18 protein-coding genes are annotated in these 13,698 nt (G+C 44.4%); 4 read left to right on the forward strand and 14 right to left on the reverse strand.

Features of this window, described 5'->3' with window-relative positions; translation table 11 throughout:
- Positions 1-91: 91 nt before the first annotated feature.
- Positions 92-325, forward strand: coding sequence for a type II toxin-antitoxin system CcdA family antitoxin (locus OWQ48_00110; GenBank protein MCY0867626.1), 234 nt, complete (start codon positions 92-94; stop codon positions 323-325).
- A 98-nt stretch (positions 326-423) separates the two neighbouring features.
- Here OWQ48_00110 and OWQ48_00115 read toward each other — a convergent pair whose 3' ends face one another.
- The 6 genes from OWQ48_00115 to OWQ48_00140 all read right to left on the reverse strand — a co-directional run bounded on the left by OWQ48_00115 (position 424) and on the right by OWQ48_00140 (position 4,129).
- Entirely contained in the window at positions 424-693 is a 270-nt protein-coding gene (locus tag OWQ48_00115) for a hypothetical protein (protein MCY0867627.1), read from the reverse strand.
- Positions 675-1,325: an MBL fold metallo-hydrolase gene (locus OWQ48_00120; GenBank protein ID MCY0867628.1), complete on the reverse strand. Its 651-nt coding sequence runs from the start codon at positions 1,323-1,325 to the stop codon at positions 675-677. Before OWQ48_00120 ends, OWQ48_00115 begins: the two co-directional genes overlap by 19 nt.
- Positions 1,326-1,413: 88 nt before the next feature.
- Positions 1,414-1,656: a hypothetical protein gene (locus OWQ48_00125; protein MCY0867629.1), complete on the reverse strand. Its 243-nt coding sequence runs from the start codon at positions 1,654-1,656 to the stop codon at positions 1,414-1,416.
- Between the two features lie 248 nt (positions 1,657-1,904).
- Entirely contained in the window at positions 1,905-2,741 is an 837-nt protein-coding gene (locus tag OWQ48_00130; protein MCY0867630.1) for a glycosyltransferase family 2 protein, read from the reverse strand.
- A 181-nt stretch (positions 2,742-2,922) separates the two neighbouring features.
- Entirely contained in the window at positions 2,923-3,798 is an 876-nt protein-coding gene (locus OWQ48_00135) for a nucleotidyltransferase family protein (protein ID MCY0867631.1), read from the reverse strand.
- The gene (locus OWQ48_00140) at positions 3,782-4,129 is read right to left on the reverse strand and encodes a hypothetical protein (protein ID MCY0867632.1); all 348 of its coding nucleotides are present in this window, start codon (positions 4,127-4,129) and stop codon (positions 3,782-3,784) included. The genes OWQ48_00135 and OWQ48_00140 overlap by 17 nt, the downstream gene beginning before the upstream one ends.
- A gap of 159 nt (positions 4,130-4,288) precedes the next feature.
- Between OWQ48_00140 and OWQ48_00145 the strand changes: the two genes are divergently transcribed.
- Together OWQ48_00145 and OWQ48_00150 are read left to right on the forward strand one after the other, a co-directional pair.
- On the forward strand, positions 4,289-4,423 hold the full coding sequence (locus OWQ48_00145; GenBank protein MCY0867633.1) for a hypothetical protein: 135 nt from the start codon (positions 4,289-4,291) through the stop codon (positions 4,421-4,423).
- Positions 4,424-4,550: 127 nt separating this feature from the next.
- A complete protein-coding gene (locus OWQ48_00150) occupies positions 4,551-5,003 on the forward strand; it encodes a PaREP1 family protein (protein ID MCY0867634.1) in 453 nt (150 codons plus the stop codon).
- 28 nt (positions 5,004-5,031) lie between these two features.
- Here the strand turns inward: OWQ48_00150 and OWQ48_00155 are convergent, their stop codons facing one another.
- The 8 genes from OWQ48_00155 to OWQ48_00190 all read right to left on the reverse strand — a co-directional run bounded on the left by OWQ48_00155 (position 5,032) and on the right by OWQ48_00190 (position 12,180).
- Positions 5,032-5,379, reverse strand: coding sequence for a NifB/NifX family molybdenum-iron cluster-binding protein (locus OWQ48_00155; protein ID MCY0867635.1), 348 nt, complete (start codon positions 5,377-5,379; stop codon positions 5,032-5,034).
- Between the two features lie 35 nt (positions 5,380-5,414).
- Positions 5,415-6,422 (reverse strand): ATP-binding protein, encoded by a 1,008-nt coding sequence (locus OWQ48_00160; protein MCY0867636.1) that lies wholly within the window; start codon positions 6,420-6,422, stop codon positions 5,415-5,417.
- Positions 6,423-6,433: 11 nt separating this feature from the next.
- Positions 6,434-7,333: an ATP-binding protein gene (locus OWQ48_00165; GenBank protein MCY0867637.1), complete on the reverse strand. Its 900-nt coding sequence runs from the start codon at positions 7,331-7,333 to the stop codon at positions 6,434-6,436.
- A gap of 21 nt (positions 7,334-7,354) precedes the next feature.
- Positions 7,355-7,789 (reverse strand): hypothetical protein, encoded by a 435-nt coding sequence (locus OWQ48_00170; protein MCY0867638.1) that lies wholly within the window; start codon positions 7,787-7,789, stop codon positions 7,355-7,357.
- A 268-nt stretch (positions 7,790-8,057) separates the two neighbouring features.
- Positions 8,058-8,441, reverse strand: a complete 384-nt coding sequence (locus OWQ48_00175; protein ID MCY0867639.1) for a hypothetical protein — start codon at positions 8,439-8,441, stop codon at positions 8,058-8,060.
- A gap of 687 nt (positions 8,442-9,128) precedes the next feature.
- Positions 9,129-9,587, reverse strand: a complete 459-nt coding sequence (locus tag OWQ48_00180; GenBank protein ID MCY0867640.1) for a hypothetical protein — start codon at positions 9,585-9,587, stop codon at positions 9,129-9,131.
- 236 nt (positions 9,588-9,823) lie between these two features.
- The gene (locus OWQ48_00185) at positions 9,824-10,450 is read right to left on the reverse strand and encodes a class I SAM-dependent methyltransferase (GenBank protein MCY0867641.1); all 627 of its coding nucleotides are present in this window, start codon (positions 10,448-10,450) and stop codon (positions 9,824-9,826) included.
- 644 nt (positions 10,451-11,094) lie between these two features.
- Positions 11,095-12,180 (reverse strand): glycosyltransferase family 2 protein, encoded by a 1,086-nt coding sequence (locus tag OWQ48_00190; protein ID MCY0867642.1) that lies wholly within the window; start codon positions 12,178-12,180, stop codon positions 11,095-11,097.
- Positions 12,181-13,140: 960 nt separating this feature from the next.
- Between OWQ48_00190 and OWQ48_00195 the strand changes: the two genes are divergently transcribed.
- Positions 13,141-13,437, forward strand: a complete 297-nt coding sequence (locus tag OWQ48_00195; protein MCY0867643.1) for a hypothetical protein — start codon at positions 13,141-13,143, stop codon at positions 13,435-13,437.
- The last annotated feature ends 261 nt before the right edge of the window (positions 13,438-13,698 follow it).

The raw sequence follows: 13,698 nt of genomic DNA on the forward strand, positions 1-13,698 counted from the left end.
TCCAGCATTAAGTTTAAACTCGAAGAAGGATGCGTCTATTGACTAGGTTTATATCCTGTAATACACAAGCATTTACATAGGTGTATACTTTATGAGCGAGTATGTGATCATCTCCGCTAGAGTTAAAAGAGAGCTTCTAGAAGAGGCTAAGCGATTAAACATCAATATCTCAGAGCTCATTAGAAATGCTCTTGAGAATGAAGTACGCCGCCGTAGACTCGCTATTCTAGAAGAGAGGCTGAAGCAGAAGCGTGATGTACTAGCTGGAATGGATGTCAGCGAAATGGTAGAACTAATTCGCGAAGATAGGGAGGTAGAACATTAAAGCTAATATACCTAGGTATTTCAGCCCTCGTAACCCAAATACTCCTAGTAGAGTGTGTAGGGATAAGCTTTCTAGCCGTCTACTGCTCTCAGCCCTTGTTACTGACCTCTGAATTCTATGGTAGAGCCAACGTACGCTTCGCCATAGCGCTCCGGGTGTTTTGTCTTCAATAGCTCTCTAATTCCCTCACCGCTGCAGTGGATTGGGTATATTCTCTTTACTCCGAGGCCTACAAGGTGTTCTACTACCTTCTCCAGCTTGTAGCCTGGTGCACCTGCTAGGTGGAAGCCTCCTATGACAGCGTAGGGTTTAACTCCTAGTTCTCTTACAGTCTTCTCGACAATCCTGTCTACGCTGGATGACTGCATCCAGCTAGTACTACAAGCCCTAACCCCTTAACGTTGACTGCTAGTGCCTGCTCGTAGGGTGGGCCGTAGAGCTCGCCTACAACTGCTACTCCTTCACTCAGCTTAATTGTACTGTAGACTCTAACCACGTGCTTAAACCCTACGCTCTTAATCCACTCCTCGGTGTTCTGGGATGCATGCCCTGGAATATAGACTGTGATACTCCCGTTGACTCCAGCAATATATTCAAGTCCCCTGACATGGTCTCCATGCTCATGTGATATAACAATAAAGCTTGCTTTCTCTAAGCTCTTATCGAGTACCTCTACATTATGCTGTAGAACAAGAGGGTCTGGGCCGGCATCGAATAGGATCACGTTGAATGGTGTTTCAACTAGGATTGATAAACCCCATGCATCCACTAGCTCACTGTTGAATGGGTTAGGGCTATTGTCTACTAGCACTGTTAGTTTAACCCAGGGTACCTCGCCTAGCTCTGATACTACTCCAGCTTCTCCACCTATAGTAGTATTGAATGAGGTTGTAGTATTATAGCTGTATTTGAGTGCAGGCTTCACGTAGAGTACTGTTAGGAGGAGTACTATCAGGAATAAAGCTAGCACTAATGATAGAAGCCTTGCCAAGACCCTCACTATGATACCTGGATAATGCTAAAGCCACTAAAATATACTCCAGGTATTATTATTGTAGTTTTCATGTACATCCTCTTAAGCTAGGTGTTCACGGCTTAAATCCAGTACCCGGCTCTCTCGCTCTTCCTTCCCTTATCGAGAGGGGTATCTCTAAACCTAATGCCTCTCGTATACTCCTAATGCTTAGGAAGAGGTTTACTCTATCAAGCTTCAGGAATGGAGAGAGTATTACGACAACTGCTCTAGCTTTAGCGATATCATGGGAGAGTACTCTATTAAACTGTGCAACGTCAATAATTCTAGTTGAAGCCTTAAAGAACTCTTCCCTCAACTTCTTCAGTAAAGGCCCTTTCCCTATACGCTCGTGTAGGAATCTTCGTAGAGGCCCTTCTCCTAGGGTACTCTAACACTCCAGATAAGGATTGCTGTCTTCACTTATATGATTTCTTCAGAGGTAGTCTATACAAATCAACTCCAAGCCGGCTCTAGGAGTAGCTATTCAAGTGCAACCCGGTGTAGAGAGCTAGGTGTATTGATAACTCGTAGCCGGTATCATGAAGTCTGTGAGGGTTCTAGGTGCTACTGTAAGCCTAGTAGCTGGATTAAACCTTTCTCCTGGATTAGCCTTGCTATCTTCCTCTGTCTTCTACTCCTTGTCTTCATGAGTGTCTCTGTGAGTGCATCGTAGAGTGCTGGTTTAACTGCATCGAGTAGCATGTAGCTGTTGATTGGTCTGCCCATTACTAGTGGTGTAGTAATGTAGAAGAGGTAGATTAATGGCGTGTTGAAGGGTGCAAGCTTTAGCAGGTTCCTCCAGACTCTCCTGCTTCCTCCACGCTTATAGTACTCTAATGCCTCTAGCTTAGCGTAAAAGACTAGTTTTCTACGCTGTAGTTCTTCCTCGAGGGGGAGGTGGATAATATAGTATTCTTCTGGTAGCTGCACGATTCGCCCGTGTATAATAGGCTGCTCGTGAACTAGCCCCTTGTATACTGTCCTCGACTTCCTGAATACTCTAATCTGTGTGTCCGGGTAGAAGGGGCCTAGGAGAATCCTGCCTTTATGAGTGTTGACGCGTGTAACACTGAAAGCTACTACTTCCTCGGGTGTTTTTGCTACTAGGTCTCTCAGCACGCTTTTAAGTCTCCTCCCTAATCTTTCATCAGTGTCCAGGTAGAGGATCCACTCGTAGCTAGCCATTCTTAAAGCGAACATTCTATCCGGGTCAGCGTAGCCCCAAGGCTTCCTCTGGTAGACTCTAGCACCAAAGCTTCTAGCTATCTCTACAGTTTCATCTGCGCTAAATCCATCGATAACAATTATCTCATCTACAATATCCTTAACATTACTTAGCAAGTGTGGAAGCTGCTTAGCTGAATTCCTCGTGAATGTTATAAATGATATCTTAGCATCCATTAATCCTGGTCACCAGTAGCCTCGACTAGACTCCATTGTAGTATACTAGGGTCTAATTTTATTCCTTCCTCTGATTTTGACAGGTAGAGTAGCTGGAGTTCTCGTGAAATATTCACTCTGTAGAAGACTTAGTAATGCGTGACCTGGTGGTTTTCTAGAGTATTCAGGGATGAGTGCGGGTTTAGTAGGTTTCTCTTGTGAGCTTAGAGTATGCTAGCTTCCCGAATCTCCTGTCTCTGAGGGCTTTTAGAGTATTGAGTACTGTAGCTCTGGTTTGCGTGTCCCCGGCTAGTTTTAAGGCTAGTAGTGTAGTCCACTTGGCTAGAGGGATCCTGTAGGGGGTTGTTATGAGCTCTGAGTTCACGAGCCTATGGATTTCTAGTGCTTCTCTGATTGCTGCTTCCACTTTAAGTTCCCTGGCGAGTTCTCGTGCTCTTGGAGTGTAGAGGTAGTTTAGCGTGGCGTAGTCGTTGAGCGTGTAGAGTCTCTCCTTGTAGACTGCGTGTGCTGCAACTACTACTAGCTCGGCTTCACTGCTCAGCACAGGGGCTTTCACGCTGTAAACACCGTCTTCAATAGTGTACTCTAGTAGCTTCTCTCCATTAAGGTATACTGTGCTAGCGAGAGTAGGGTTTACGTAGAGGTCTACAATAGTGCTACCACGAGTTAGAGTTACACAGTAGGGCTCGGCAACCTCGATCCTATAGCCTAGCTTCCTCAATCTCTCAACTGCTCTACCCACGTGTCTTCTATCAATGAGTACATCTATATCTGAGGGCACGTAGACTACTGGTTTTCTAGTCTTGAATAAAACGTATCTTAACCCGTCTAAAGCACTTGTTATCTCGCTGAGCCTAGCTTGGAATAACTTGAATCTAGCTTCTTCTCTAAGCCTTATCTCGCCTTCTACCCTGGCTGCACGGAGGAAGTGGAGTAGTACTTTATTCAGGGAAGCTATCCTAATGTATTCTTCAATTCCAGCTGGATTACCGTTGAAGACTCCGTGTACTACTGTATTGAATACTACTCTAAATGCTGTTTTACTGTACCTCGCCAACTACTCTTAACACCTCTCTAAGAGACACGCTGATGCTAGCTCTACTAGTATCTACTACCGGTGTCTTAAGAATTGAGGCTAGTGTATCGTAGACTACTAGCTCGAATGGTATTAAGGCTTCATCCCTCCAGCCTCTACGCCTCTCTAATAGTATATTCCTGTCGGCTCGCACATAGATTAGCTTACTACAGGAGCTTACAGCTAATGCTAGAGTAATCCTGCCAGGCAGGCTTCTAATAGCACTAGGCCATCTTAGAGTAGCCGTAAGCCAGACTAGAAAGTCTAGTATCCCTCGCTCAGCAATCAAGATATCAGCGTGCAGCTTCTTCAACTTAAACCTCCAGAGGTAGACGGGTGTAATAGAAGCAAGCTCTATGAAAGCCCAGAGCCAGTCATCCTCTCAGGGATGCAGAATATGGTAGTAGGGGTTGCAGGAGCCCTTAAACACTTCGAATCTACCTAGTATTCTAGCGAGAATAGAGGCTAGGGTATGAGTCCCCCGGAGCCACGTGAAGCTGACTCTAAACCCTTCTCCCTGAAGTATCTAGCTGTAAGCCGGGCTAGCGTAGACTTACCAGACCCGTCAGCACCAGAAAAAACAGAGGATGAGCTTGCCCGTCACTAAGACACCAGTAAGCTTAACCCCTCATATGTAAGCCGGGAAGTAGTTAAATACCCCGTGTACTCAGAGGAAGACAAGGCATTCTAGTCTTAATTAACTACTACACGTACAGCACTAATCGGGGTAGGTGTTGGCTGAGAGAGCTGGTATGACGCTTGAAGAGTATACTATTGAATTGTTATCGCAGAGCTTGGATCCCAGGGATAGAGCTGTAGAGTATATTGAGGTGGCTCAAGAGCTTCTCGTGGAAGCCCGGAGAGAGCTTGAGGAGAAGGATTACAGGCAGGCTGCCGGGAGGCTGTGGGGCTCGGCAGCTCTAGCAGTAGAAGCCTACGCTTTAAAACGAGAGGGGAGGAGGCTTGTAAGCCACAGGGAGCTATGGGAGTATAAGGAGAAGCTTATAGAAGAGCTGGGTGAATGGGTTTATGATGCATGGATAGCAGCAGGTAGCATGCACACGTGTTTCTATGAGGGGTGGTGTAGTACTGGAGATGTCGAGAAGGCTTTGAAGCGTGTTGAAAGATTTGTGGAGTCGGTGAGAAGAGTTTTAGAGGAGCCTGGGTATTCTTCTAGTGGGGTTTAAAGCCTTTCATGTGGAATGCTGTGGTATGCTAGGGATTTTCTGCGAGTTCTTCTAGTACTCTCTCAACAGCTTCTCTAACTGTGACCCCGGTTACCGTTATGATCTTTATGCCTAGTGCTGTTAGTGCTGCGTAAGCGTTCGGGCCGGGGCTTGGACCAGCGTAGACTTCTACACCGTGGTCTGCGAGGGCTTGGGCTGCTTTAACACCTGCACCACTCCCGGCTTCCGCGCCTGGGTTTGCTACTACTTCAACACTAAGGATTCTCCTGGTTGAAGGGTCTACTGATACTATCGTGATTGTTGGAGCTCTACCAAACCTCTCGGCTACAAGGTCGTCTAGTCCACCCCTGCTTGTCGGGATGCCTATCCGCTTCACTCCACGCTCACCTCTCAGCTCTCATAATACTTGCCTCAAGGCTTTAATTCTTTACCCGGCTTAACTAGGATGGGTACGTAGGGCTCTGGCTTCTCAGGCTTATAACGCCTCCACCAGCTTCTCCAGTCGCTTAAAACTTCTCCAGCGATATACTCGGCTATCTCTCCTACTGCTTTAGCAGCCGGGGACTCCGGGTATGCTTTAACGAGGGGTTTTTCTTCTACGAGGGCTCTTGCAACACTCTCATCGAATGGTATTACGCCTGCAATAGGCATGTTGCTGCGTTTAGCGTACTCGTAGAGTATAGAGGTGTATTCTGGGTTTAAATCGTACTTGTTTACTACTAGCATTGGCGCTATATTGAAGTGTTTTGTCAGCTTATGTATTCTCTCGAGGTCGCTGAAGCTGGCTGGAGTAGGCTCAGCTACTAGTACTGCTATGTGAGCGCCGGTTAGACTCGAGATAACCTGGCATCCTATTCCTGCTGCAGCATCTATTAGTATTACTGCATCTCTCCCACCTGCTAGAGCTTTAGCTTTATTCTTTACTTCTGTCACAAGCTTACCTGAGTTAGGCTTTCCTGGAGCAACCTCGGATGAGACTATGGGGAACCCGTACCTCGTCTCCTTCTTCACTCTTAGTACTCCAGCCTTCAAGTTGAACTTGTAGCGTATCGCCTTCACTGGGCAAGCCATGCTGCAGGTTATACAGCCCTCGCATATGTACGGGTTTATCGTGTAGTGGCCGCCGACAACTTCCACTGCACCGAAGGGGCAGACCTCTCTGCACACCCCGCAGTCAGTACAGAGTTCTCTAGTAATGTAGGCTACACGCCCCTCATGGTAGTCTTCTACTTGGTCCCATTCTTCTACTCCGAGAGCTAGGTGGAGGTTTGGTGCTTCAGCATCAGCATCTGCTGCTATCAACGGGTAGCCTTTCTCAGCGAGGAGGACTGCAAGGCTTGCTGCTATTGTTGACTTGCCTACACCACCTTTACCGCTTGCTACAACTATTTCAACTTGTCCTTTAACTGCAGGCGTCATCCCTGCCACCTCTACTTCTGGGAGACCTCGTCTTCTACTGCGTTAGCAATCTCTACGAGGGCTTTCGAAGCCGGGTCGTCAGGGTATGCTATAGCCACCGGCCGTCCTTCTACGTAGGCTTGCACTGCTCTCCTTGAATACGGGATCCTGAAGACTCTTGCTACACTGTATTCTTCAGCGAGCTTTAAGAGAGGTTCTTCTCTCCCTAACCCTACTCTATTGATAACCATCCAGACTTTAATCTTCATGCCTTGAGCAGTCTCGAGTATTGCTTTAACATCGTGGAGGCCTAGCGGGGTAGCCTCAGTTACAGCTATGAGGAGCCGGGATCCCTGGATACTCATGCTTATATGGTTTCCTGTCCCTGGCCCTGTATCTACTAGTAGGAGGTCGCTGCCTTCCGCTTCTCTTAAAGCTCTATTCTTAACAACTCTAACTACTGGTGGTGTATGCTCTTCTCCTTCTCTCAGCACGCCTGTTATAAGGCGTAGCTTGAAGCCATCTCCTTCAACTATTGTCGAGTAGCTGTATCCTACCACTCTCCTCCCGTCGGCGAGTATAGCTTTCTCAGGGCAGGCTGCAAGGCAAGCTTTACACCCGCTGCAGAGCCGGGGGAGTATGAATGGTGGTGTATTCTTACTCATTACTATAGCACCTGTATCACATACTTTAGCGCAGACACCACACTTCGTGCACTTCGAGTAGTCTATGAATGGGAAGAAGATTTCAACAGGGGCTTCAGATTCAAGCTTCTTTAAGCCTAGGAGTATATGGTCGTTTGGTGCTTCAACATCAAGGTCTGCTAGAACTACACGGTAGCCTCTTCGAGCCATTAGTACAGCTAGGTTTGTAGCAACAAAGCTCTTCCCAGTACCACCCTTCCCCCCGCTCACAGAAACCTGGACTACCATCCCCGGTGCACCATTCTACTTCTAGCGGGCTGTAAGCCTCATGTATAAGGGGTGGGCGACAACCATGCTGTTGAGTGTAAGGTCATCTAGCCCTCTAGCTTTCTCAATAGCCTCGTCGAGTAATCGTGCAGCCTCCTCGGGGAGGCTGGGTGGAGGGCAAGTATACTCTATGCATCCTCTACGCTTTACTGAAGGGTCTCCTTCATGCTTCTTGAAGCATGCGTCAGCATCAATCATTTCTTTGAAGCCTTCAATATAGAATACTCCTGGCCCCGCAGCATACACTAGGTCTGATAGCCTCTCCCCATTCAAGCTCATGTATGAGAGCTCAGCTAGTGCTGCAACACGGCTTACAGTAAAGGGGTGAGTACACCCCATCCTGTAGAGAATATAGGCTACTACATCCCGTCCTCTAATCAGCTCTACCACCCTGAAGTAAACAATTGTAGAAGCCATTATATTCCCCCCGTATTCACGCAGCTGCTTTAACAATACCTGCAGAGATAAAAGGGATCCTCGGCGCTAACCCCCAGCGGACTCTACTCTCATAGCTTATTATAGCTGGCTTCTAGTCAAATCCCGCGGGCCCGCATTCTTCCTAATTCCTCCATAGCCATCTCTAGTCTCTCAGCCTGTTCAAACACTATTTAATGGTTGATCCTTCAACGAGCTTCATGATTTCTCTAGACTCTAAGATTAAAGCTTATAAACCCTATAGTGAGAATCAACGACTAGAAGCAATCAAAAAAGACTGAAAGAGAAGTGCCTCGATTTTTCTAAGCTGCCTGGTTTCCGGGTCGACTTCTAGTCTTAAGCCTTCTAAAGCGTCTACGCCTAGTACTTCAGCATCTCCTTCTTCTGCGAAGACAATAATTCTTGTTGCTTTCTCACCTAGACATTCTAGAATAGCTTCACCTATCTCGCGTTCAAGTATTCTTCCATCAATAGTTTTAAACTTCCATTTCGTGAACGGCTTTAACCCTATACTCTCAAGTCTTCTCCTCCATATCCAGGTGTATGTTGAACCTGTATCTACTAGTAGCTCGTGGTCGAAGAATTCACCGCTTACAGGATTAAAGACTCTAACTTTAGCTCGTGTATGACCCATACACTACCACCATAACATTTCTACCTGCATTGCATCTATTAACATTATGAAGTATACAGCGTGCACGTAGTAGAGTCTTATATAGTGATTGACAGGCTTACTCCTTCCTTCTTCAACTCTATAAACCTTTTGATCTCACCTCAAGTAGAAGGGGCTAGTGAAGTAGCATACAGTATACTGATGTATCTTCTCAAAAACCCAGTAGGTTCTTGCAGGTCTTAACAATCTTCTGAACCCTGAATTCAAGAATACTGATAGAGTCGTATGCTCTTACAGCAGGCTTAACCCTCAAGTACCCTGCAATCAATTACGATGCTAGGGGCATCCAGCATGTTAAAAGCAATCTCTAGCAGGGAAGTCACCCATCCTCCTAAATCCTCTCCTTAAGCCTCAAATCAAAAGTCACTACGACTACTACCCCTAGAAGCAACTACTACCCCTAGTAGTAGTTAAATCTATCTGTTAATCATAAAGCCTAAGACACTTATTACACTACGTGAACACTGGTGGACACCATATATCTGTGTATTCAAATTACCCCGACACGTCAAAGCCTCAGTTTTGCTTGTTTTAAACTCGTTAAGTGCAGGCCCCGCTTAATCTCTAACTCTTAGTTTTGCTTGTTTTGAACTGGTTCCCACCTAGGGGTTTCCACTGTTGTTCTATATGCTTGACTAGTTTTAAACTTTACTTCAATGAGGATGTTGTTAGCATTCCGCGGACTCGTGGAAAACCCCCTCGTAGAATGCTAGCCGAAAAACTTATAAATCCATCTTCAACGAGTGTTGAAGACTTGTCTACTAGCTCACGCTGCAGGTTGAATTTGGTTGTCGAGAACCTCCTGTATCCTTTTCTACTAGCGATCTTACTAGCTGTTCTCCTCCAGGTTCTCCATAAATCAGCCCATGCCTCCTTCGGGGCAGTCTTCTTAATGAACTGTAGCATTATGATGTCTACTGTAGTTATAGCTCCCTCAGCCACTCCTGTGTCTTCTTCTCTTGAAGCTTTCTCAGGGTTCGCTAGGTACTTTAGGTAGTTCCAGTCCTGCCTTGATATAGAGTACTTGTACTCGAAGCCCCTGTAGCATGTCCTCCCACTCCTCGTTTTAACCAGCCTCTTAACCCTCCTCCTCTTCAAGAAACCCATGAAGTTTGAGAATTCCCTGCACCTGTATAACTATAGATACCGCATTTAAGACCGCCCTTCAATAGCACTCACCCTAGTAGTGCTTTAACTTAATCTACCTCCCGAGTCCTGCTAGAACTATTATACTGAACAGTTCTTGGTTAAGGTATTCTAGGGCTTCAACTAAGGGTATGATATAGACGTGAAGAGAGATCTCTCGATGAAATGCTAGATGCTAGTGACATTGTTGAGCCATACTACACGAAGAGAACACCTATACCATACCCGCCTTGCCTCCAGTCCTTAACGATCTCAAGGTGCTTGTAGTCTTTCTTTACTTCACTCCAAAATCTAGGTACACCACCCACGTTCCCAGGAGGGCCTGGAACTATGTCGTGGAAAGCTATGATCCCGCCTTTCCTGACTAGCGGGGAGTACATCTCGAAGTCCCTCCTAACACCTTCATAGCTGTGATCACCATCTACGAATAGGAAGTCCAGCTTCCTCCCAGCCAGGATCCCCTCGACCTCCCTAAGCGTCTCTGGATCGTGAGAATCCCTCCTAAGAAGTACTATCCTCTGCTTGCCCCTCGCGAAGGACTTATACAGGGGTATCCTCCACTCCGGGTAGCCCCCGCCGAAAAGGCCTTCAGGCAGGTCAATACTAATTATCAAAGCCTCCGGGTCTGCTACACCGGCGAAGAGGAATAGCGTGCCACCTCTCGCAGTGCCAATCTCGAGTAGCGTCCGAGGCCTGAGTTCACCTGTAATTTTTAATAGCTCAGTGATCTCCTCTTTGACCTGTGCTGGGGCGATTAAGAAGATAGACTGTAGCTTGCGTGGCAGGGGAAGCCTCTCGTGGAAGCTATAGGCTAACTCAACCATGTCATGTATATTCTGCGTTTTTCGTATCGTAAAGCGCAGGTAGGGTATCACGATTATGCGACACAGGGAACCCTTAATGGAATCCTTAACCCTATGTGGGAGCAAATCCGTGCACCTAGTATCTATCTATAGACCTGCAATAATTTAAACTAGGCATGGCTTCAGCTATATGCTGCTCAAACACGCCTCTGTCAGAGACAACGCCTTGGAGAGCCATGGAAAACCTATATAGTCACTAGCGGTTAATAACTAGAGTCCCAGTAATTCGATAAGATTTTTTAGATCAGCTTGGCTATCTTTTTCTGCTTCTCACTTCTATTTTTCACGAGTGTATGGGCTAAGCCCTCGTAGAGGGCCAGCTTCACTGTAGCCGGGAGAGTAGCTGTATTTAACGGTTTCTCCTGCCTCCCGATAGAGCGATATGGTAGAGGCCTATGAGTGGAATACTGAAAGGTGTAAGCTTCCACAATAACCTCCTGACCCTGTTACGTGTTTTATGCTCGTAATACTCTAAAGCTTCCAGTCTAGCGTAGTAAGTCCATTTTCTGGGCTAAAAGCCTTGCCCCGTTCCCAAGTGGATTATATGATATTTTCTAGAGGGAATGAGTTAGCCCATGGACTATAGGTTGCTCGTGCACTAGACCCTAGACACGAATTATGTATAGATTTGCACTTTGTTTTAACATATTGTCATTTAAAGTAAGGCTACTAATCTCGTTGATGTAATCAGTCATAAATCGAGTTATAGGTATAAAGCTTTTTGCACAAGTTCTGATACTGCGAGGGGCTAATATTAGAGGGTAATATGGCCCTCTGTTATATGCGCACTCGATATTTCTTTTCTTCTTAAGTAAATAATCCAGGTAAGCAATTAGTCCTCTGGTCGCATGCTTACTGGATGGAGGGGGCAGAGATATCGCTCTTGCGAGATATCTAAGAATGATCAATGGCTTCATAGAATGCAATACGCCTACATAATAATGATGAATATTTAACATTCTATTGCGAAATAGATAAATGTATGAAAAGTTGCTTAGATGGCCTTGTTTATGAAATCCTGCTACAACGGGGACGGATACTACTTTAAAACCGTGAGACCATAAGTATAAGCTTAGTTCGTCATCTTCAGCGTACATAAAGTAATTTCTACAAAATAAGCTTTCTCTTAGCTTTAATACCTTATCCAGTTTTACTACCATGCATGCACCATTTGCTAGTGAAATATAGCTAGGTTCAGGTGGGCATTCATCAAGTTTCAGCCCCCCGCATCTTCTTATCACGTTGCCATGAATATCGATAAAAGCTCCTGCATCGAGTACACGCTCTCCTCCTTCGAGCGATAGGTTTATTCCCTGTGCTATAGCAAGATCTTCTCTTTCTATTATAACACGTAATATATCTTCTATTCCTTCAGGGTCAACAATGTAATCATCGTTCAGTATAATAACATACCTACAAGTTTGTTTAATTAATTTGCTAACCAAGGAGTGTGCTCCAGCGTAACCATAGTTATGCTTTAACTTAAAAATTTTTATATCATTACCAAATTCTTCTTCTATGCTTTGTATTGTTGAATCAGTTGAGTTATTATCAACTACTATGACCTTATCCACGCTTCTCGCGGATAAAATCGAGTTTATAGCTTTAAAGACAAGTGAGCCATGCCTACTTATACTGTTAAAAGTTAATATCAATGCACATGCTCTAGGAGGTTTTATTAAAGATGTCATTTTCTCACAGAGATAAAAGAATATTTAGAGTTATATATAACGTTATATTCTATTGAATATTTTGCTAAGGCATTAGCTATATCAAATAATTGTCCTTCATATACGTAATACTTAGAGAATTTACTTATACTACTTATTACTACGAGATCAGAACTATCCTTTAATGAAAGATGTATTAGATAATTAGTTGCGGATAGGAGGCTACTAAGAGGCAGGGAAGTATACGTGTCGATGTAGATATCGATATGGTAACATGAATAGCGTGTATGACTAAGTTTTTGGAGATAGGGCTCACCGAGAAATCTATACGCAAAAATCGCCGTGGTATATATGTATTTGTTGGAATCATCGATATATCTTAAATCTCTGAGCTTAATAGCATCTATATCAGAGTTTCCCGAGAGTAAATTAGCAGGCCATAGGAATGTTGCAATCAGAGTAATGATCGAAATAATAAACGCTAAATATTTTGCAACGTTTCTATTCCTTATACTCTCGAATAACAGAGCAAATGCGATTGGTCCACCTAATATAAAGTTATACATCAAGACGCGGTCCGGATAAAGGCCTGCTCCCAGCCTCTTTATTACGAAGAACAATAGCGAAATCGCCAACGTAACAATGTTTAGTATTTTTATTAACAATATAGGACTTCTCGCATCGATGTTGTTGGTTGATTTTGAGGTTTTTCTTGTGTAAGGCTTTAAAAAACAAAAGAAGATGCTCATTATGTAAAGTGAGTATAGAATTGCCAGCAAGTATAAACGCGATGGTTGGATAGGAGCCATGATATGCTGAGGAAATGGATTACGAGAGGCCTCTTTCTCATCAAAAAGGGTCGATAGAGTATACACGGTTATCAATAGATAGTGGTCAAAACCGAAGGTAATATATCCATGAATTAAGAATGTACTAATAAACAACATGAATACTATGACGACTATTATTCTTAAGTAGCGTATGGTCTCCGCAATATTTTTTCTATTAGAGGCAACTATTTTGAATACTGTAAGTGCAAGAAATGATATAAAGAATATTAATACCAATAGTATCGCAGTCGCGATATGTATTAGTGGTAGAGATAATGTTGCCAAGAACAAAATAACAAAAACTTTTCTTTCATTATTTAACAGACGAATCACTGCTAATAACATCATGGCTATAATGGGCGATACTAGCGAGAGAACAGTTTTCGTCACAAAAAGAGCGGGCAATGGACTGAAGAGAAGAGGAAGAATTACAGCAAGCGACGTATAGTTGTCCATAGTTCGTAATATGCTTCTGGTAGCCAAAAGGGTAATAATGGTTGTTTCCATGAATCCAATTATTTGAATAATATGTATACATGTAAGTGTAGTCAACGATGATAATCTCTCCAGAGCTACTACTGTAAATATAAGTCCTCCATAATAGAAATAGGAATGGAAATGAGATGCTGTCGTGTTCCATCGATAGTTAGAAAGCGTATATTTAATAACACCTATTTCTCCCCAAATATCTGACCCGAAGATCTCATAA

The organism is Desulfurococcus sp., assembly GCA_026626905.1.
Classification (GTDB): domain Archaea; phylum Thermoproteota; class Thermoprotei_A; order Sulfolobales; family Desulfurococcaceae; genus Desulfurococcus.